We start from the raw sequence: 18,550 nt of genomic DNA, 5'->3' as shown, positions 1-18,550 counted from the left end.
CCTCCGTTCGCGGAGGCGCCATTTTTTATGCGGTCTGCGCTGACCCGTCAGATCAGCAGCAGGCTCGCGCCCGCCAGCAGGCCGGCGAGCGCCAGTATGGGCAACCTGATGACGCGCAGCAGATAGAAACCGATGGCGGCCAGCGCCAGATCGGTCGGGGCCAGCACGGCACTCTGCCACACAGGTTGATAGAGGGCGGCCAGCAACAGCCCCACCACGGCGGCATTGATGCCGGCTACGGCGCCCGCGAGGCGAGGGTGGGCCAGCCAGCGTTGCCAGCAGGGGCCCATGGCCCAGAGCAGCAGGAAGCCCGGCAGGAAGAGTGCCAGGGTTGCCAGCAGGGCGCCCGCCAGTGGCGCGGCAGGCAACAGCTGGGCGCCGAGGTAGGTGGCCAGGGTGAACATGGGGCCGGGCACCAGCTGAGCCAGGCTGTAGCCAGTCAGGAACTGTTGCTGGCTGAGGCTGTGACCAACGCTCTCCTGCAACAGGGGCAGTACCACGTGGCCGCCGCCGAACACCAGGCTGCCGGCCCGATAGAAATCGGCGACCAACTGACTGGTGGGGCCCTGAACCAGCAGGGGCAAGCCGACAAACAGCAGGGCAAACAGCATCAAGGTTGGCCAGTGGGGTGAACGGTGGGCTCCTGGCGGCGCAGAAGGGGCGCTGGCTTCCTCCCGTTGGGCGCAGAGCAGTGCAGCCCCCAGCAGCATGGCAAGCTGGGTCAGGAGGCCAGGCTGCCACCAGAGTGCGGCGGCGGTCACCACCATGACACCTTGTTGCAGCGCCGTCTTGCAGAACTGGCGGCTCATCGTGAGCACTGCATCAGCCACCACCACCAGTGCCAGCAGCTTGAGGCCGTGCAGGGCGGCATCCAGCCAGAGGTTGTTGCTAAGCTGCCCGAGGCCGATGGCGGCGACCAGCAACAGCAGGAAAGAGGGCAGGGTGAAACCCGCAAAGGCGGCGAGCGCCCCTCCAAGGCCTGCCCGATGGCGACCGATGGCGAAGCCGAGCTGGCTGGAGGCCGGGCCGGGCAACAGCTGACACAGGGCCAGCAACTGGGCAAACTCGGCTTGGCTGAGCCAGCCCAGGCGCGTGACGAAGGTGCGCTGGAAGTAGCCGATATGGGCGGCCGGCCCACCGAAGCTGATACAGCCCAGCCACAAAAATTGAAGGAATACCTGCCCCACCGCTCACTCCCCTGTTGTCATTGGATATGGGCAGGGATGATATGACAAAGTGATGACTTTTTTATGACAATTCGGGCTGGGTTGCCGGTTGACTCACTGCTGGCTGATGATCCTCTCGCCACCCCGCTGGCGAGGGGCATTGGGGCATGGCTGGCAGACCGGCCAGCGGGCTTATTCAGCGGATGGGGTTGCCGCTGGCAGGTAGCAACGCCTGTTCAACCAGCAGGGGATGGGGATTAGGTCGGCTGAGGCAGATAGCAGCGTCCGGCCAGCCAGCAGGAAATGGACTGGCGGCTGGCATCGAAGTGGGGCTCGGGCAGCACGCGAGGATCGCACCAGACCCAGCCTTCGCACTTGTCCGGCTCCAGCAGTTGCGGCTCCCCTTCCACCTCGGCCAGCAGGGTGACGGAGATGTAGTGCAGTCCGCTCTCGCGCCAGGTCTCCAGGTTGTTGGTAACGGCGATGACGCTGGGGTTGGTGATGAGAAAACCTGTCTCCTCGGCCACCTCTCTGATTGCCGCCGACTCGAAGCTCTCACCGAGCTCCAGGTGGCCGCCGGCGATGGACCAGTAGGGGGCGTGGCTGCCCTTGCGCTTGCCGAGCAGCACCTGGCCCTGATGGTTGACGAGGATGACACCGACCCCGACGCGGGGATAGGGCGTGGACATAAGAAGAGCTCCTTGCCAAAACTGGATGGCACCATAAAAAACGGGCCCACCTTAGGACGGATGGGCCCGTTTCGCAAGTCGCCAATTGGCTATCAATTCGGGATCACGTCAACCTGACCTGCATCTTGTCGGCGCAGTGCGCCTCGGCTTGCAACCGTCGATAAAGGGCTGGATCTCTCGACTGGTGGCCGATGGTCAGCCCAGCCTGACCAGCATCTTGCCGGTGTTGCGTCCCTCGAACAGCCCGATAAAGGCCTGCGGCATGCTGGCCAGTCCCTCGCTGATGGTCTCCTCTGCCTGCAGGAGGCCAGCCTCGAAGGCGGGGATGGCCTCGGCCAGGAACTCCCCGTAATGCTGCCAGTGATCGGAGACCAGCAGCCCCTGCATCAGGATGCGCTTGCGGATCATTTGGGCGAGGTTGCGCGGCCCGCTGCCCTGGCCGTTGCTGTTGTACTGCTCGATAAGGCCGCACAGGACGATGCGCCCGTGCAGCGCCATATGGTTGAGGGCCGCGTCCAGCATGGCGCCCCCCACGTTCTCGAAATAGACCTGGATGCCTTCTGGCGCGAGTCGGGCCAGCTCGGCGTCGAGATCCGGCGTCTCCCGATAGTTGATCACCGCATCGGCGCCGAGCGTCTTGAGGTAGGCGACCTTGTCAGCGGAGCCGGTGGATCCGATCACCCGGGCGCCAGCCCGCTTGGCGAGTTGCACCGCCATGGTGCCGACCGCGCCGGAGGCGGCCGATACCAGCAGAGTCTCACCGGCCTGCAGACGGGCGACCTTGTGCAGGCCCGCCCAGGCAGTCATGCCCGGCATGCCGAGGGCGCCGAGGAAGTGCTGGGAGGGCAGCGCTGTGGCGGGCAAACGGGTCAGTTGCTCCCCACTGGCGACGAAGGCATCCCGCCAGCCCAGCATGCTGCTCACCGGGTCACCCACCTTGAAGTCGGGGTGACGGGACGCCTGCACAGTGCCGATGGCGCCGCCGTCGAGAGGGCCGTTCAGGGGGAAGGGGGGCACATAGCTCTTGGCCTCGCTCATGCGACCGCGCATGTAAGGGTCCACCGACAGCCACTGGTTGGTCACCAGCACCTCGCCCTCCTGCAGGGCGGGCAGGGGCACTTCCCTGAGGGCGAAATCGTCCGGGGTGGGGAGGCCGGTTGGGCGGCGCAGCAGTTGGATCTGATGGCTGATCGGGGTCATGGTCGTTCTCCAGCGAGGTAAGGGGCTGTCGACGCCGGGCCCGTTTAAGGCTGAGGCGGCTAGGGCATTCTATTTGTGTGCAAACTAAAATCAGGTTAATCCCGAAAAGAGGGGGTGACAACTGTTTTGTGTGCAAATTATTCAGACGCCAGTTGTCCTGGGGTATACTGGCCCCAGTCGTCAGCGAGGTGCCCCATGAGTGAATTGAAAAAGCAGGTCTGTTTTGCCCTCTACAGCGCCTCCAATGCAGTGATGCGCGCCTATCGGCCGCTCCTGGACAAGCTGGATCTGACCTACACCCAGTACCTGGTGATGCTGTCGCTCTGGGCGCGGGACGAGGTCAGCCTCAAGGAGATTGGCCAGGAGACCGGCCTGGACGCGGGCACCCTGACCCCCATCGTCAAGCGGTTGGAGAGCAAGGGCTGGCTTACCCGCACCGTCTCACACGAAGACGAGCGGCAAAAATGCATCCGCCTGACCGAGGCGGGGCGCGAGCTGCAGCAGGGGGTCAGGGAGTGCTGTCTGGCGGACAACTTGCGCAATCAGGTGGATCTGGCCGATGCTGAGTTGGCCGAGCTCAAGCGACTCTGCGATCGCGTGGCGGCGCAGCTCGGGCGCTGAATCCTCTTCCCCTTGCCTGGAGTCATCCGATGAAACCCTGGTTACCCCTGTGTGTTCTGCTGCTCGGTGGCTGCGCCGGCAGCACCTATTCCCCGTCCGAGTTGCGGATCGATGATGCGGATGCCTGGCAGGCCGTCTGCAAGGATGGCGTGCGGGTCAGGGCCATCAACGAGGAGGGGATCTGCGCGGATCACCGCGGCGTGGCCATGTGGACGAATAAGCCAAGGGCGGTTCGAATGGCAGAGGAAGCCGCCAAATAGTGTGATCCAGGCACCATAAAATGACACAACCGGCCCATTGGCCGGTTTTTTTTCGCGATCTCGCCTGCACTTTGCGGCCTTGTTCATGGTGTGCTCATGGTTCCCTTTCCATACTGGCCTCACAGTTTCATGAGAGGAGAGAGAGATGCAGTCATCCATCGTCGGGCTCTCCATTCTGTGGGGGCTGGCCAGTTTTGGTGTTCAGGGGGATTTCATCGAGAGCCGTGATTCCGTTGCGCCGTCCTGGCAAGCCGAGTCCAGAGTGGAGATGGAAGGTTATCTGATTGAGTCGCTCGGCGAAGATCGCTGGGTGTTCGACAACGGCAGTGAGAGTCTGCTGGTCTCCCTGCCCGAGGGGCAGTGGGTGTCAGAAGGCGAGCGGTTGCGACTGAGTGGTGAACCCCAGCAGGAGCAGGCCGGTTGGCTGTTGCAGGTGCAGGATGTCAGCCAGGTCGGCGTCTGACCCGGCCAGTTCTCGGTGACACAAGATACAAAGAGGAGGCCAGTGCCTCCTCTTGCTTTTTGCGCTTCTGGCCCTCAGCCCAAGTGCCGGGTTGCTAGCCCAGGTGGTTGAGGGGCAGCGCCGTCTTGTGCTTGATGCGGCGCAGCACGAAGCTGGAGCGTACCCCGGTCACGCCGGAGATGTGGGTCAGTTTGTCAAGCAGGAAGTGCTGGTAGTGCTCCATGTCCCGCACCACCACCTTGAGCTGGTAGTCGGCGTCGTTGCCGGTGATGAGGTCGCATTCCAGCACCTCGGGCAGATTCTGGATGGCCCGATCGAAGTTTTCGAACCGCTCAGGGGTGTGCCTGTCCATGGAGATGTGAATGTAGGCGGTGAGGGTGAGCCCCAGCTGACGGGCGTTGAGCAGGGTGACGTGGGTATCGATGAGACCGGCATCCTCCAGCGCCTTGACCCGGCGCGAGCAGGGAGAGGGGGAGAGCCCGACCAGCTCGGCCAGCTCCAGGTTGCTGATGCGGCCATTCTCCTGCATCAACTCCAGAATATGCCTGTCTATGCGATCAAGTTTCAGCATTCTCCGTTCCTCGTTGCAATTATTAATTCACTTTTCCTAGATTAAGGGTGAACTATTGCAAAAACAACTGAAAATACCTACTACTTCACAACCACTCACCGCACCGGTAGGGGTACCATGGTTTCATCTTCCGGTGGCAAGACAGATGCCCAATCAGGCCTCTGTGGTGAAGGACCTTACCGGGTCAACAACCCCATCAGCCGTCCGACCTTATCGGGAAACGACGGGCTGGAACGAGAGCATCCCCTCCCCGAAGGCAACAAAGCAGGCATCCCGGCGCCTGCTTTGTTGTTTTTGCGCGCCGGCATCCTCAGGCCTGCGGCGGCCGGATGCGATAGAGGCAGCGCCTGTCCCCCTCCAGCAGGTATTGTTCCCGCTCCACCCCGGCCGGTGCCAGCAACTGGCGAAACAGCGCCAGCTCGCTCCTGCAAAATCCCCGACAGGCCCGCGCCGCGGCGCAGATGGGGCAGTGGCTCTCCCACAGCAGCCAGCTGCCATCCTCCTCCTGGCGAAAATCCGCCATATAGCCCTCTCGCGTACGCTGCGCCGTCAGTGCAGCCAGCCTGTCGGCTAGCGCCGGCTGGGTCAGCTCGGCCTGATAACGGGCCAGCTGTTGCTGCTCCCGCTGGGCGATCAGCCGCTCCATGCCCACCTCGCCAAACAGCTGCTGGATGTTGTCGATAAGCTGCAGGGTCAGCTCGCTGTGGCTATCGGGGAAGCGCTGCCAGGCCTGCTCGGTGAGGTGCCAGAGCCGTACCGGGCGACCGCGGCCCCGCGCCTCGTCGCTAAATCCTACCCAGCCGTCGGCCTCCAGCGCCGTCAGATGCTGGCGGGCGCCCATGGAGGTCATCTGCAGCTGCTCCCCCAGCGCGGCGGCACTCTGGGGGCCGTGAGTCTTAAGCAGGTAGAGGATCTTGTCGGTACTGGCGTTCATGGGGGATCTCGTTGTCGACAGGTGCGGCATATTGAGCGGAAGCGGTTCGCGCGATTCTGGTATGCGTGTGGTCATTATGGGCAGCGGCCTCATTTAAATCAATGATTCACTTTACTTAATGTCGTTCCCTTTGCAGTATAAATAAATCAATAAATTTATTTAATGAGGCGAAGATGGAAGGGATCAAGGGACAGGCGACCCTCTGGGTATTGGTGATGACGGTGACCCTGGCGGTGGCGGGTTTCAGTCTGCCCTCGCCGGTGCTGGCGCCACTGATGCTGGATCCGGCCCAGGGCATGTTGACGCCCGAGGCGTCTGACTGGAGCCGCAAGGTGTGGCTCGGGGTCATCATGGGACTCTATCCGCTGTTTCAATTGCTGGGGGCCCCCTGGCTGGGCAAGTTGTCGGATCGCCATGGCCGCAAGCCGGTGCTGACCCTCTGCCTGATCGGGGTGTTGGCGGGTTATGTGCTGATGGCCCTGGGGATTGCCTGGCGCTCCCTGCCGCTCTTGCTGCTGAGCCGGGTGGTGGAGGGCTTCTTCAACGGCGACATTGCCATCGTGCAGGCGATGGCGGCGGATATGAGCACCACCAGAACCAAGGCACGCAACTTCGCTCGCATCAACATCGGCATGAACCTGGGCTGGGTACTGGGCCCCATGATTGGGGGCTATGCCGCCGTGGTGTCGGGGGATTACAGCCTGGCGGCCTGGCTGGCGGTGGCCATGACGGTGGGCAACCTGCTGCTGGTGCTCTGGCTGTTGCCCAACCGGCCGCCGGTACCGGCCGAGCAAGAGCTGGCCTCCCTCTCGACCCGGCAACTGTTGTTGCAACCTCGCCTGCTGCCGTACTTCGTGCTGACTCTGCTCAGCTACGGGGCCGTGCAGCTCTACTTCACCTACTTCAACGTCTGGTTGGTGGAGCGGCTGGCCTGGGATCCGGTGCAACTGGCCCAGGCCGCCGTGCTGGTGAGCGTACCCATGATGCTGGGGTCCTGGCTCGGGGCGCAACTTGCCCGACACTGGCGTGGCAGCTCCCTTGGCATAGTCGGACATCTGGTGATGGCGGCGGGCATGCTGATGTTCATTCTGCCGACCCAGTGGTGGGGGCTGGCGCTCACCTTCATTCCGGCCGGCATCGGCATGAGCCTGGGGGAGCTCGCCACCTCGGTGGCCATCTCCAATCGCAGCCATGCCAGCCAGCAGGGGCAGGCGATGGGGGTCTACCGCGGCCTGGCGGTGGGCAGCGAGATCCTGGCGGTGGTGCTCGGCAGCCTGGCGCTGCTGGCAGGCACCGAGTGGCCCTTCTATCTGGCGGCGCTCTGCGGCGTGATCTGCGCCCTCGGTTTCTACGGGTTGCGCAGACGGGCGGACAGACGAAGCGCCGTGGCCGCCTGCGCCGAGCCGGGCTGAGGCGGCTGGATCACAGATCGGCGCCGGGGTGACAGCCGGGGCTTGCATCCCGGCGCCGAGTTTGGGACGGTATGGCTCTTTGCCCCCTTTACCCCGTCGCCCGGCGAACCTGACCAGCACAGGCCTTCATATGCGCCCCGCGATGCCCAGTCCTGAGAGGTGATATGAGCGAGTTTCAGGCCATTGCGCCGGGATTGAAATGGTATGGCACCTTGCACGGCTCAACATTCCTGGAGGTGATATGAATCATTATCAAGCCATTGCACTGGATATGGACGGTACCCTGCTGACCCGGGATCACAAGATCTCGTCTGCGACCCGGGCCGCCCTGGCCCAGGCCCGCGCCCACGGTATCAAGGTGCTGCTGGTGACGGGCCGCCACTTCATGACGGCTCGGCCCTTCCATCACGAGCTGGCCCTCGACACCCCCCTCATCTGCAGCAACGGCGCCTACCTCTATGATCCGGCGCAAGGCAGGATCCTGGCCGGGGATCCCCTGGCGGTGGCGCCGCTCACCGCCCTGCTGGCCGAGGTGCAGGCGCAGCAGATGGGCGCCCTGTTCCACCTCGACGAAGGCATAGGCTATCTCGGCTGCGAGGAGCATGTGGGGCGGATGCGGCGCTGGTCGGCGAACCAGCCGGATCACCTCAAGGTCTCATTGCTGCCGGCGGAGGATATCGACAGCTGGCTGCAAAAGCCCATCTGGAAGCTGGAGCTGTTCAATCAGGATCCGGGCCTGCTGCACCGCTTCGTGGGGGAGGTGGTGCAGCACCTGCCCTTCACCCAGGATTGGGCGGCGCCCTATGCGGTGGAGCTGGTGCAGCCTGGCTGCAGCAAGGGCAACCGGCTGGCCCAGTGGGCCGCGAGGGAGGGCATAGCGATGGAAAACGTGGTGGCCTTTGGGGACAACAACAACGACATCAGCATGTTCGAGCAGGTAGGGCTGGCGGTGGCCATGGGCAACGCGGCGCCCCAGATCCATGCCCATGCGGACAGGGTCACCGCGGATCACAACGAAGACGGCATAGCGCTGGCGCTGCAGCGCTGGGTCCTGCCCTCCTGAGGGGCAACAGAAAGGGGCCAGCGCGGCCCCTTGTTGGTCAGCTCCCGAAGGAGAACTGGATCACCCGATCCGGGAAGCGGATCCGGTTGTAGTCACGGCGTACCCCCTCGTAGTGGCGGATGGCGCGCTCGCGCTGGGCCCGGTAGTAGTCCCGCTGCTTGCTGTCGCTCTCGCCCCGGATCTGCTGATCCAGCTGATAGATGGTCCGCTCGGTGCGCTCCAGCTCCTGTTGCAGCTCGCCGAGGCGCTGCTCAAGCAGATACTCTTTGCGACCGCGTTCGAACTGGGTGAGGAAGGTCGTGTCGTTGGGGCAGACTCCCAGGTATTCGTTCCCCTCCCGCCCCTTGCTGTAGGCGAGCTCCGGGATGCAGTAGAGCTCGAGCCCCTTGGCGTAGCCGCGCTGCCACTCGTCTTCGTCCACCCTGAGGCCGTATTCCCCGCAGGTCTGCTTGTAGTCACGGGTGGCGGTCCGGGTCTTGCCCTGCTCCCCGTCCTGATAACCCTGGTTGTACCAGCTCATGGCGCGGCACTCCTCCTCCGACAGGGAGCTGCACCCGGCGAGCAGCAGGGGGAGGGTCAACAGCAGGATCTTGGGGGACATGAAGGGGCTCCGACAGCAAGGATGGTGGGGCATTCTAGAAGAGGAAGCCCGCCTGGGACAAGCACCCGGTACCAGGCTGATTTCATGATGTTTTTATCAGTACTTTCAAGCCGTTGCGAACGGGCCTCCGGCGACCTTTTCTTGCCGGGGGAGGCAGGGTAAACTGCGCCTACTTTTAACTGGCACGTAACAAAAACAATGAAAGTCCTGACCGTCGATTATCGCTCCCCCGACGCGGCCGAGCGCTTCACCGAATCCCTGCGCACCACCGGCTTCGGGGTGCTGACCCACCACCCCATCCCGAAGGAGCTGGTGCAGTCCATCTATGACAACTGGTATCGCTTCTTCATGAGCGAGCAGAAGCAGGCGTTCCTGTTCAACCGCGAGACCCAGGACGGCTACTTCCCGCCCTCGGTGTCCGAGGTGGCCAAGGGCAACAGCCAGAAGGACATCAAGGAGTACTTCCACCTCTACCCCTGGGGCCAGATGCCGGAAGAGCTGAGGGCGCAGGCGATGGAGTACTACCGCCTCGCCAACGATCTCGCCGCCGAGCTGCTCTCCTGGGTGGAGCAATACACCCCGGCGGACATCGCCGCCCACTACAGCTGCCCGCTCTCCTCCATGATCGAAGAGAGCCAGAAGACCCTGCTGCGGGTGCTGCACTATCCGCCGTTCGACGGCACCGAGGAGCCGGGGGCCATCCGCGCCGCGGCCCATGAAGACATCAATCTGCTGACCATTTTGCCCGCCGCGAGCGAGCCCGGCCTGCAAGTGAAGGGTTCCGACGGGGAGTGGATGGACGTGCCCTGCGACTTTGGCACCCTGATCATCAACATAGGTGACATGCTGCAGGAGGCCTCCCGTGGCTATTACCCCTCCACCACCCACAGGGTCATCAACCCGACCGGCGGCAGTGCCGCTAAGTCCCGCATCTCCTTGCCGCTGTTCCTGCACCCGCGCCCGGACGTGGTGCTCTCCGAGCGCCACACCGCCCACAGCTACCTGATGGAGCGGCTGCGGGAGCTGGGGGTCATCTAATCCCGCCAGAGGCGATCAGACAGTAAACCGGAGCAAACTCGCTCCGGTTTCTTATTTTGCGGCACAGTTGGTTGGTTATCCGGATTTTATTGGTTGATGATGCTAAAAACTGAGTTTTATAACGGATATACGCCGAGTGATTGCGCGCCCCCGGGCGTACTCTGAGCGCCATTCCGGGCCCCGCTGGCGGGCCCCTCGATTGGAGTTCCCATGAAGCAGTCCCAATGGTCATCCCGGCTCGGTTACATCCTGGCCGCCGCAGGTTCGGCGGTCGGTCTCGGCGCCATCTGGAAGTTCCCCTATGTGACCGCCGCCAACGGTGGCGGTGCCTTCCTGCTGGTGTTCCTGCTGTTCAGCTTCACCCTGGGGGGGGGCGGTGCTGATGGGGGAGACGTTGCTCGGCAGCCTGACCCGGCGCGGGGTGGTGGGGGCCTTCGGCGAATTGATGGGCAAGCGCTGGCGCTGGGTCGGCGCCATGGGTTTGCTGTGCAGCCTGCTCATCTTCAGCTTCTACAGCGTGGTGGGAGGTTGGACCCTGGGTTACACCGGCATGGCGCTGGCGGGGGAGCTGCAGCAGGGGGACGGCGCGGCGCTGACCGCCCGCTTCAACGACTACGTCGGTGATCCGCTCTGGCCGGTGCTGACCCACCTGCTGTTCGCCGCCCTCTCCTGGTGGTTCGTGCTGGGCGGGGTGCAGAAGGGGGTGGAGCGCACCCTGCGCTGGATGATGCCGGCCCTCTTCATCATGATCCTGCTGCTGGTGGCCTTCGGCCTCACCCTGCCCAATGCCATGGCCGGGGTGCGCCACTTCCTGATGCCTGACTTCAGCAAGCTCGGCATGTCCGGGGTGCTCGACGCCATGGGGCTGGCCTTCTTCTCCCTCTCCATTGGCCTCGGCATCCACACCACCTATGGCGCCTACCTGCCCTCCAGCGAAGGGGTGGGCCGCTCCAGCCTCTGGGTGGTGTTGCTGGCGAGCCTGATCGCCGTGCTGGCGGGCTTGATGATCTTCCCCGTGCTGGCGGCGACCGGTATCGATCCCGCCTCAGGGCCCGGCCTCACCTTCATGACCATGCCGGCGGTGTTCCAGCAACTGCCCTTCGGCCAGGGGCTGGCGGTGGTCTTCTTCGCCCTGCTGGTGGTGGCGGCGCTCTCCTCGGCCATCTCCCTGCTGGAGCACCTGCAGTGCTTCGTCTGCGAGAGCCTGGGCTGGTCGCGGCGGGCGGCCTGCAGCCTGATCACAGCCCTGGTGATGGCGGGGGGCATCCCGGTCAGCCTGTCGTTCGGCCCCTGGGCGGATCTGACCCTGTTTGGCAAGAACATCTTCGAGCTGCTGGACTTCATCACCTCCAACCTGCTGATGCCCCTGTTCGGGCTGGCACTCACCCTGCTGCTGGGCTGGCGGTTGGGCCTGAGGGCCTTGCCCCAGGGGCTGGATCCATACTGGTGCGCCCTGCTGATGTGCTGCTGGCGCTGGCTGGCCCCCCTGCTCATCGGCGGCATCCTGGTGCGGGGTCTGCTGTAATCTTCTGCCGTTCGGGCGGGCCCTCGGGCCTGCCCGTTGCCCGGGCAGATAAAGGAACCTCGCCGGTAGGATTGACTGTCTCGAAAAATCCATGAAATGGATATTTATCAAAATTTTGATTCACAATGTGGCTATTAAATTGAGAAATATTCTGTTTTACGGACGGTAATGGACTATTGGCTGTCAACTTCTCTTGCCGTGGTTTAGGCTGTGGCTCCTTTTTCGCGTCCAGGTTACTCACAGAATGTCACCCCTCATCGCCCTTGTTGGTCGATTTTTCAGCTCGCAAGAGAGGTGACCCTGCACGCGCACTCAGTCTGAATGTTCATTGCAAAGGTCGCCCCCGGGCGGCCTTTTTGTTGCAGCCCAGTTGTTGCGACCCAGGTTGCACTTACCCATGGAGTATCGATTCGATGTTGTCTTCCCCGGAGGTTGTATGAGCCAGGTTCAGTGGTCTTCCCGTCTCGGTCATGTGCTGGCGGCGGCCGGCACGGCCATTGGCCTTGGCGCCATCTGGAAGTTTCCCTATGTGACCGCCACCAATGGTGGCGGCGCCTTCCTGCTGGTGTTTCTGCTGTTCAGTTTCACCCTGGGGGTCGCGGTGCTGGTGGGTGAGACCCTGCTCGGCAGCCGCAGCCAGCGCGGGGTGCTCGGCGCCTTCCATCGGCTGGTGGGGCCGAACTGGCGCTGGATGGGCTATATGGGGATCCTCTGCGGCTTCTTCATCTACAGCTTCTACAGCGTGGTAGGGGGCTGGACCGTGGGCTATGCGGCGCTGGCTGTGGCGGGCAAGCTCAACCTGAGCGAGGGCTCGGCGCTGACCGCCCTGTTCAACGGCTACGTCAGCCATCCCTGGTGGCCTGTGCTGACTCATCTGGTCTTCGCCGGGCTCACCTGGTGGTTCGTGCAGGGAGGCATCCAGAAGGGAGTGGAGCGGGCGCTACGCTGGATGATGCCAGCGCTCTTCATCATGATGCTGCTGCTGGTGGGGGTGGGTCTCTCCATGCCGGGGGCCATGGCCGGGGTGCGCCAACTGCTGCTGCCGGACTTCTCCATGCTGACCGGCCAGAGCGTGCTGGATGCCCTGGGGCTGGCCTTCTTCTCCCTCTCCATCGGCCTCGGGGTACACACCACCTATGGCGCCTATCTGCCCAATAGCGAAGGGGTGCTGCGCTCCGGGGTCTGGGTAGTGACCCTGGCGAGCCTTATCTCTGTGCTGGCGGGGCTGATGATCTTCCCGGCGCTGGCCTCTACCGGCATTGACCCCACAGCCGGCCCGGGTCTCACCTTCATGACCATGCCCGCCGTGTTCAGCCACCTGCCGTTCGGTCAGGGGCTGGGGGTAGTCTTCTTCCTGCTGCTGCTGGTGGCGGCGCTCTCCTCCTCCATCTCCATGCTGGAGCACCTGGTGCGCTTCACCTGCGAGGAGTGGGGCTGGTCGCGCCGTGGTGCCTGCCGGGTGCTGACCCTGCTGATCATGGCCTCCGGCATTCCGGTGAGCCTGTCGTTCGGTCCCTGGGCCGACTACACCCTGTTTGGCAAGACCATTTTCGACTTGCTGGACTACCTCACCTCCAACCTGATGATGCCGCTGTTCGGTCTGGTGTTGACCCTGCTGCTGGGCTGGCGGCTGGGGGATACCATACTGCCTGCCGGGTTGTCGCCGGCCCTGCGCCTGTGCCTGCTCTGGTGCTGGCGACTGGTGGCGCCGCTCTTGATCGCCGGTATTCTGGTGCGGGGTCTGCTCTAGCCGTTGTTCCGTGAAGGCGCTTGGGCTCCCGACCTTAGTGAGGTGTGAGAGGAGGAAGTTTGGGGGCCAGGTGAGATCGGATCTGCCGCAGCGTCTCCTGATAGGCGTCGGCATGCTGCCCCAGGAACGCGGCGCTGTGGTTGAGGCGCCGCTCAAGCCGGTCAACCAGTTGGGCGACCCCGGGAGCCGGCATGCCGCTCGGCCAGCACAGTTGCAACAGCGTCAGCAGTTGCCAGGCATCCCCCGGCAGAGCGGGAAACTCCTCCAGCAGGGTCAAGCCATATTGGATGGCCACCTGATGCTGCCCGGCAGAGATGGCCTCTTGCCGCCCCAGGCGCAGAGAGGCCAGGCGCTGTTCGCGTTGCTCCAACTGCTGCCCGAGTTCGGTGATCACCAGCCTGAACAGCCGCTGGAGCAGTGGGGAGGGCGCCACCCTGGCCTGATGCTGGCTGAGCTGTGCCAGATAACGCCGGGCGTGCTGGGGCAGGCCGCAGAACTGGCTGACGGCAAAGCCGAGCAACTGGTTGAGGTGATGGTCCCGCGCCGCCTCTGGCGGATGTCTGGCCAGCAGCACCAGGGCCTCATCGAAGCGATAATCCAGGCCCAGCATCAGGGCTTGCAGCAGTGCGGCCTCGTGGTCACGCAGGGTCGTCGTCTGGCCGAGGCTGTCACACTCCTGGCGCAGCGTGGCTATCCTGGCCGCTGTCGGGTTGTGCCAGAGCACCGCCAGACTGGCGCTCAGGATGACATGCTCGATAGATATCCGGAATCTGTGCTCGGAAAAGAAACGCAGAGTGAGGCTTCTGGCCTGCTCCAGCGCCTTCCCCTCCTCTTTGAGCAGCAGTGCCAGCAGGATACCGACCTGGCGCCACTCCGGTTGCCAGGGGTACTTGTGCAGCAACTGCCCGAGCGCGGCCCAGGCCGGTTCCCATTGTGCCTCGTGTAGCAGGCAGGCGAGGGATAGCTCCTGATGAATGGCGGCAGGAAGTCGTGTCTGATTGCGAGCCAGATCCTTGCGGGCACTTTCCAGCCTGTTCAATCCAAGCAGGGCGAGGATCAACCCCTTGCGTGGCCACCAGGCGTCGTGTTCCGTGGTGCACATGGCGTAGTGCTGGGTGGCCTGGAAGTGATCCTGCTCCTGCAACAGCATGTATCCCTTGACCCTGTCTATCTGCGGCCCCAGCCCCTTGTGCCGCGAGTGCTGATAGAGCAGATCCTCGCATCGGGCACAGGCGTTGCGCCACTCCCTGAGGGCCATGGGCGTGGCCAGAGGCCGCGTCAGCTCGATCAGCATCAGCAATTCACGCAGGCTGTTGGTCAGTTGCTCCGTGGTGAAGGGGACGGGCAGGCGCAACGGGAAATAGAGGTCGGAAGGGGGGAATTGACCGGCGTCATCCTCCTCGCCCAGCAACCACAGCACGCAGCCCGGCGCGAGCAGGCCCAGATAGTGCGCCTCATGGAGCAGACGGATCCCGTCATGGGCCTGATGCTGATACTGGCGGCAGATGATGGCATCAAAGGCGTGCTGGCCGAGGAGGGCGGGCAGGGTCGCGAGCTCCTTGCAATGGCGCAGTTGGGATGCGTTCACCCCCAGCTCGCCGAGCCCCTGGGAGAGGGCCGAGCTGATCATGGCATCGTCTTCGATCAGGAGGATCTGCATTCTTGACGCTCCTTCGCTGACTGGGATGTGGCCAGGCGTGTGAAAACCGGATTCAAAGATGGCCCCACTGTCGTCCGAGAGAGGCGACGGGGTCAATACCCCACTTGGGTCAGTGACAGGGCGCGTGGAAGATAAGCCGCCATAGGGCGGGGGTCTTCATCCGGTCAGGCCTTGCCGCAGGCCGGGATGAGGGCGGGACCCTACTGCAAACCGGGTCCCTTGGCCGAGAAGGGACAGTCGCGCTGACGGATGAGCCGATTGCCCTGCTGCCCGTGCCCCTGCCAGGCGAGCTCGAGTTGGCCGAGACGACCGAGGTGGCGCAGCTCGAACTCGTAGCGCAGGCAGGGGTTGTCCGTGGGCAGCCGGGTCATGGACGCCGGCAGGCGGTAGTCATAGCGCAGCAGGGGGCCGTCCTGCAGCTGGCTCTGGGCGGGCACCAGGCCCTCCGCCGTGGGGGAGGGAACACTCAGGTAGCGGCGCAGGGTCAGGGGGGCGTCGATGGCCCTCTGATAGTGGAGCCCGTTCATGGCGGCGAGCTCCTCCTCCAGCCGCTGCAACTCCCCCTCCAGCCCGCTCAGCGCCGCACCCAGCTGCTGATGGCTGGGCGAGGCGCAGCCCCCCAGCAACAGGGTCATGAGCAGCAGGGCGGGGCGGACGGGCAGCATGGTCACTCCTTCGGGATCAGGGCCACTGACTATAGCAGGGGATTGGTGGGCGGCGCCGCGCGCAGCAGCCCGGCGAGGCGCTCCAGCCCCTCGGCGACCCGGGCGTCGGTGGCGGGCTGGCTCAGGCTCAGGCGCACCCCTTGCGGGGCGGCAAACTGGCCGGCGGCAAAGTGTTCTCCGCTCGCGACCCCGACGTCAAGGGCGTTGGCCGCCTCGGCGAACTCCTGACTGCGCCAGGGCTCGGGCAGCGGCAGCCAGGCGTGCATGGAGCCCGGCTGCCAGCGAGCCCCCGGCAGCAGGTGGCGCAGCAGCTCTCCCCGACGCGCCAGGACCCGTCTCTGCTGCTCGATGAGCGGCATGATCTGGTGCTGGCTCACCAGCTTGCAGGCCAGCTCGATGAGCAGAGGGCTCACCATCCAGCTCGACAGCCGCATCGCCTGGGCGAAGCCGTTGCGAAGGGCGGGGGGAGCCAGCACGAAGCCGACCCGCAGGCCGCCGCAGGCGATCTTGGCCAGGCTGCCGAGGTAGATGACCCGCTCCGGCGCCAGATTGACCAGAGGCGGGAGCGAGACCTCGGGCAGCAGGCCGTTGACGTCATCCTCGACGATCAGCAGATCATGGCGGCGTGCGATGGCGACTATCTCCTCTCGCCGCGCCAGGCTCATGGTGGCCGTGGTGGGGTTTTGCAGGGTGGGGGTCAGGTAGAGCAGCTTGGCCCGCCGCTGGCGACAGGCGGCCTCCAGGGCGGCGGGGATCAGCCCCTCCTCGTCCATCGCCAGCCCCATCACCTGATTCTTCAGCTGGCGCGCATTGCCCAGCATGCCGGGGTAGCTGAGCCCCTCACAGAAGATAGTCTCCCCCACGCAGCCGGTGGCCAGCAGGGCCAGCATGATGCCGTGCTGGGCGCCATGGCTGAACAGCAGCCTGTCCTCGCTCCCCCGGATGCCCTGCTCGGCGAGCCAGTCGACGAACAGCTGGCGCTGCGGGGCACGCCCGGCCTCCTTGTCATAGCCCAGCAACCCGTTGAGATCCCCGTCCGCCAGCTCGGTCAGCATGGGTTTGATGATGGCGGCCCTGTCCAGCTGCACCGGCAAGTTCTGCCACAGCTCGATGCGCTGGTTGTCCTCGTTGCGGATCACCCATTCGTTGGCGGGATCCGCCGCGGCCCTGACCCAGGTGCCATGACCCACCCTGGCCGCCAGCAGACCCCGCCGCTCGGCTTCGGTGTAGGCGCGGGTGATGGTGCCCACAGTCACTCCCAGCCGGTCCGCCAGCGCCCTGTGGGTGGGCAGCCGGGTCTGGGGAGGCAGGGCGCCATCGGCAATGGCCTGCTCGATGGCCTTGACCAGTTTCAGGTAGAGGGGGCCCTCGAAGGGGGTGAGGTCGGGTGTCCAGATTGTCATGGTGACAATAAATCCATTGATCCAATATTGTCCCCAATATAGCGTGATAATCAGCCTGTTAACAACCCGATAGCTCACATTGTACCGATACAATGTGGCAAGAAAGGAGTCACCTCATGACCATTGAATGGTATGCCACCCTGTTTGGCTTCGCCCTGCTCACCTGCGGCACCCCGGGGCCCAACAATCTGATGTTGACGGCATCCGGTGCCAACTTCGGGGTGCGCCGCACCCTGCCGCACCTGATAGGTGTGGTGGTGGGCCAGCCGGTGCTGCAACTGGTGCTGGCGCTCGGTTTCTATCCGCTGTTCGAGCGCTGGCCCCTGCTCAAGCTGAGCCTGCAGGTGCTGGGCAGTCTTTATCTGCTGTGGCTGGCCTGGCGCATCGCCGTGGCCGGTGCCCCCGGCGATCCGGCGAGGCGCGCCCGCCCGCTGACCCTGCTGGAAGGCCTGGGCTTTCAGTTCCTCAACCCCAAGGCCTGGATGATGGGGATCTCCGCCATCAGTCTGTTCAGCCTGCCGGGGAGCGACTACTGGGCGAGTATGTGGGGCATCATGTCCGTTTTCCCCATGGCGGGGCTGCCGGTCTGCTTCGCCTGGGTGCTGTTCGGTCATCAGCTCAGCCGCTGGATCAACTCGGACAGAGGCTGGCGCCGTCTCAATGGCAGCCTGGGCGCGCTCACCGCCCTGTGCGTGGTGATGCTCTGGTATTAATGACAGCCTGATTATTCATGCAAAGAAAATGCATTGCTGACCTTGTCGTCAGGGCGCTGGCTCTGCATATTAGGAGGCTTGCCGTATCTGAATGAGGTTGAGATGGATCTGAACTGGTTGTTTCCCCTGGCGGGCTTTGCCCTGATCACCTGTGGCACCCCTGGCCCCAACAACATGCTGCTCACCAGCGCCGGGGCCGCTCAGGGGTTTCGCCGCTCCATCCCCCTGCTGGTGGGTGTGGTAGGAGGCATCAACCTGATGATCCTGGCCACGGCCCTGGGGCTGGGGGTGGTGTTCGAGAAGGTGCCGCTGCTGCACGACGGCCTCAAGCTGGTGGGCTCGGCCTACCTGCTCTGGCTGGCCTGGAAGGTGGCCACCGCCAGCGGCCCGGCGGATGGCAGTAGGCCGCTTATCCCGGCCCATCAGGGGGCCATGTTGCAGTTGCTCAACCCCAAGGCCTGGATGATGGCGCTCTCCGCCATCAGCGGCTTTACCCTGGCGGGGGAGGCTTACTGGCCGTCCGCCGGCTGGGTGCTCGGCATCTTCTTCGTGACCGGCCTCTATACCGGGGCCTTCTGGGTGCTGTTTGGTGCCCAGGTGCGCCGCCTCATCCGCACCGCCAAAGGCTGGCGTCGCTTTAACCTCGGCATGGGGATCGCCACGGCGGCCTGCGTGCTGATGATCTGGATTTAGGCCTTGGCCTGAGCCTGAGCCTTTACCGGCTGTCTTGTTGGCCCTTCGGGGCCTTTTTTGTTTCCCCGGCGGCGCGGCATGACGCTCGCGCCGTCCAGTGCCAGCATGGTGGCAAGGAGGTTT

The 18,550-nt window shown here is 64.3% G+C and carries 18 protein-coding genes and 1 pseudogene; 10 read left to right on the top strand and 9 right to left on the bottom strand.

Features of this window, described 5'->3' with window-relative positions:
• Positions 1–47: 47 nt before the first annotated feature.
• The 3 genes from chrA to PG898_RS10470 form a co-directional block, all read right to left on the bottom strand.
• Positions 48–1,187, bottom strand: coding sequence for a chromate efflux transporter (gene chrA / locus PG898_RS10480; protein WP_270824091.1), 1,140 nt, complete (start codon positions 1,185–1,187; stop codon positions 48–50).
• Between the two features lie 236 nt (positions 1,188–1,423).
• On the bottom strand, positions 1,424–1,855 hold the full coding sequence (locus PG898_RS10475; protein ID WP_270824090.1) for a nucleotide triphosphate diphosphatase NUDT15: 432 nt from the start codon (positions 1,853–1,855) through the stop codon (positions 1,424–1,426).
• Positions 1,856–2,050: 195 nt separating this feature from the next.
• Positions 2,051–3,055 (bottom strand): NADP-dependent oxidoreductase, encoded by a 1,005-nt coding sequence (locus tag PG898_RS10470; protein ID WP_270824089.1) that lies wholly within the window; start codon positions 3,053–3,055, stop codon positions 2,051–2,053.
• A gap of 195 nt (positions 3,056–3,250) precedes the next feature.
• Between PG898_RS10470 and PG898_RS10465 the strand changes: the two genes are divergently transcribed.
• From PG898_RS10465 to PG898_RS10455, 3 genes are all read left to right on the top strand, one after another.
• On the top strand, positions 3,251–3,676 hold the full coding sequence (locus tag PG898_RS10465) for a MarR family winged helix-turn-helix transcriptional regulator (RefSeq protein WP_043128402.1): 426 nt from the start codon (positions 3,251–3,253) through the stop codon (positions 3,674–3,676).
• Between the two features lie 29 nt (positions 3,677–3,705).
• Entirely contained in the window at positions 3,706–3,936 is a 231-nt protein-coding gene (locus PG898_RS10460; RefSeq protein ID WP_270824088.1) for a hypothetical protein, read from the top strand.
• Positions 3,937–4,081: 145 nt separating this feature from the next.
• Entirely contained in the window at positions 4,082–4,399 is a 318-nt protein-coding gene (locus PG898_RS10455; protein ID WP_005324594.1) for a hypothetical protein, read from the top strand.
• A gap of 94 nt (positions 4,400–4,493) precedes the next feature.
• On the opposite strand, the gene PG898_RS10450 is transcribed toward PG898_RS10455, so the two are convergent.
• Positions 4,494–4,970, bottom strand: coding sequence for an Lrp/AsnC family transcriptional regulator (locus PG898_RS10450; protein ID WP_270824087.1), 477 nt, complete (start codon positions 4,968–4,970; stop codon positions 4,494–4,496).
• Positions 4,971–5,280: 310 nt separating this feature from the next.
• Positions 5,281–5,904, bottom strand: coding sequence for a helix-turn-helix transcriptional regulator (locus PG898_RS10445; RefSeq protein WP_005324598.1), 624 nt, complete (start codon positions 5,902–5,904; stop codon positions 5,281–5,283).
• A gap of 173 nt (positions 5,905–6,077) precedes the next feature.
• Here PG898_RS10445 and PG898_RS10440 point away from each other — a divergent pair, with 173 nt between their 5' ends.
• On the top strand, positions 6,078–7,316 hold the full coding sequence (locus PG898_RS10440; protein WP_270824086.1) for an MFS transporter: 1,239 nt from the start codon (positions 6,078–6,080) through the stop codon (positions 7,314–7,316).
• Positions 7,317–7,557: 241 nt separating this feature from the next.
• A complete protein-coding gene (locus tag PG898_RS10435; protein ID WP_270824085.1) occupies positions 7,558–8,379 on the top strand; it encodes a Cof-type HAD-IIB family hydrolase in 822 nt (273 codons plus the stop codon).
• A gap of 37 nt (positions 8,380–8,416) precedes the next feature.
• Here the strand turns inward: PG898_RS10435 and PG898_RS10430 are convergent, their stop codons facing one another.
• Positions 8,417–8,980 (bottom strand): DUF2799 domain-containing protein, encoded by a 564-nt coding sequence (locus PG898_RS10430; RefSeq protein ID WP_171272591.1) that lies wholly within the window; start codon positions 8,978–8,980, stop codon positions 8,417–8,419.
• A gap of 198 nt (positions 8,981–9,178) precedes the next feature.
• Here PG898_RS10430 and PG898_RS10425 point away from each other — a divergent pair, with 198 nt between their 5' ends.
• The 3 genes and pseudogenes from PG898_RS10425 (at position 9,179) to PG898_RS10415 (ending at position 13,293) form a co-directional block, all read left to right on the top strand.
• A complete protein-coding gene (locus PG898_RS10425) occupies positions 9,179–10,018 on the top strand; it encodes an isopenicillin N synthase family dioxygenase (protein ID WP_171272590.1) in 840 nt (279 codons plus the stop codon).
• A gap of 210 nt (positions 10,019–10,228) precedes the next feature.
• Positions 10,229–11,543, top strand: a pseudogene (locus PG898_RS10420) (sodium-dependent transporter).
• A gap of 436 nt (positions 11,544–11,979) precedes the next feature.
• The gene (locus PG898_RS10415) at positions 11,980–13,293 is read left to right on the top strand and encodes a sodium-dependent transporter (RefSeq protein ID WP_005324621.1); all 1,314 of its coding nucleotides are present in this window, start codon (positions 11,980–11,982) and stop codon (positions 13,291–13,293) included.
• A gap of 34 nt (positions 13,294–13,327) precedes the next feature.
• On the opposite strand, the gene PG898_RS10410 is transcribed toward PG898_RS10415, so the two are convergent.
• From PG898_RS10410 to PG898_RS10400, 3 genes are all read right to left on the bottom strand, one after another.
• Complete coding sequence (locus tag PG898_RS10410; protein ID WP_270824084.1) at positions 13,328–14,953, bottom strand: hypothetical protein; 1,626 nt, start codon at positions 14,951–14,953, stop codon at positions 13,328–13,330.
• Between the two features lie 200 nt (positions 14,954–15,153).
• Positions 15,154–15,618 carry a hypothetical protein gene (locus PG898_RS10405; protein ID WP_270824083.1) on the bottom strand — a complete coding sequence of 155 codons (465 nt, stop codon included), beginning with the start codon at positions 15,616–15,618 and terminating at the stop codon, positions 15,154–15,156.
• Between the two features lie 29 nt (positions 15,619–15,647).
• Positions 15,648–17,021 carry an aminotransferase-like domain-containing protein gene (locus tag PG898_RS10400; RefSeq protein WP_270824082.1) on the bottom strand — a complete coding sequence of 458 codons (1,374 nt, stop codon included), beginning with the start codon at positions 17,019–17,021 and terminating at the stop codon, positions 15,648–15,650.
• A gap of 116 nt (positions 17,022–17,137) precedes the next feature.
• Between PG898_RS10400 and PG898_RS10395 the strand changes: the two genes are divergently transcribed.
• Both PG898_RS10395 and PG898_RS10390 read left to right on the top strand, forming a co-directional pair.
• On the top strand, positions 17,138–17,734 hold the full coding sequence (locus tag PG898_RS10395; protein WP_106884898.1) for a LysE family translocator: 597 nt from the start codon (positions 17,138–17,140) through the stop codon (positions 17,732–17,734).
• 102 nt (positions 17,735–17,836) lie between these two features.
• Positions 17,837–18,427 (top strand): LysE family translocator, encoded by a 591-nt coding sequence (locus PG898_RS10390; RefSeq protein WP_262113686.1) that lies wholly within the window; start codon positions 17,837–17,839, stop codon positions 18,425–18,427.
• Positions 18,428–18,550 lie beyond the last annotated feature (123 nt).

Origin of the sequence: Aeromonas sp. QDB31, from assembly GCF_027707605.1 — a bacterium.
GTDB classification, from domain to species: Bacteria; Pseudomonadota; Gammaproteobacteria; order Enterobacterales; family Aeromonadaceae; genus Aeromonas; species Aeromonas media.
This window is presented reverse-complemented; position numbering and strand designations above follow the sequence as displayed.

Excerpts from the sequence above, each read along its gene's own strand:
- PG898_RS10455 (WP_005324594.1), top strand. The coding sequence starts at position 4,082 with ATGCAGTCATCCATCGTCGGGCTCTCCATTCTGTGGGGGCTGGCCAGT.
- PG898_RS10405 (WP_270824083.1), bottom strand. The coding sequence starts at position 15,618 with ATGCTGCCCGTCCGCCCCGCCCTGCTGCTCATGACCCTGTTGCTGGGG.
- PG898_RS10400 (WP_270824082.1), bottom strand. The coding sequence starts at position 17,021 with ATGACAATCTGGACACCCGACCTCACCCCCTTCGAGGGCCCCCTCTAC.
- PG898_RS10395 (WP_106884898.1), top strand. The coding sequence starts at position 17,138 with ATGACCATTGAATGGTATGCCACCCTGTTTGGCTTCGCCCTGCTCACC.
- PG898_RS10465 (WP_043128402.1), top strand. The coding sequence starts at position 3,251 with ATGAGTGAATTGAAAAAGCAGGTCTGTTTTGCCCTCTACAGCGCCTCC.
- PG898_RS10390 (WP_262113686.1), top strand. The coding sequence starts at position 17,837 with ATGGATCTGAACTGGTTGTTTCCCCTGGCGGGCTTTGCCCTGATCACC.
- PG898_RS10430 (WP_171272591.1), bottom strand. The coding sequence starts at position 8,980 with ATGTCCCCCAAGATCCTGCTGTTGACCCTCCCCCTGCTGCTCGCCGGG.
- PG898_RS10435 (WP_270824085.1), top strand. The coding sequence starts at position 7,558 with ATGAATCATTATCAAGCCATTGCACTGGATATGGACGGTACCCTGCTG.
- PG898_RS10440 (WP_270824086.1), top strand. The coding sequence starts at position 6,078 with ATGGAAGGGATCAAGGGACAGGCGACCCTCTGGGTATTGGTGATGACG.
- PG898_RS10470 (WP_270824089.1), bottom strand. The coding sequence starts at position 3,055 with ATGACCCCGATCAGCCATCAGATCCAACTGCTGCGCCGCCCAACCGGC.
- PG898_RS10410 (WP_270824084.1), bottom strand. The coding sequence starts at position 14,953 with ATGCAGATCCTCCTGATCGAAGACGATGCCATGATCAGCTCGGCCCTC.
- PG898_RS10460 (WP_270824088.1), top strand. The coding sequence starts at position 3,706 with ATGAAACCCTGGTTACCCCTGTGTGTTCTGCTGCTCGGTGGCTGCGCC.
- PG898_RS10475 (WP_270824090.1), bottom strand. The coding sequence starts at position 1,855 with ATGTCCACGCCCTATCCCCGCGTCGGGGTCGGTGTCATCCTCGTCAAC.
- PG898_RS10415 (WP_005324621.1), top strand. The coding sequence starts at position 11,980 with ATGAGCCAGGTTCAGTGGTCTTCCCGTCTCGGTCATGTGCTGGCGGCG.
- PG898_RS10450 (WP_270824087.1), bottom strand. The coding sequence starts at position 4,970 with ATGCTGAAACTTGATCGCATAGACAGGCATATTCTGGAGTTGATGCAG.
- PG898_RS10445 (WP_005324598.1), bottom strand. The coding sequence starts at position 5,904 with ATGAACGCCAGTACCGACAAGATCCTCTACCTGCTTAAGACTCACGGC.
- PG898_RS10425 (WP_171272590.1), top strand. The coding sequence starts at position 9,179 with ATGAAAGTCCTGACCGTCGATTATCGCTCCCCCGACGCGGCCGAGCGC.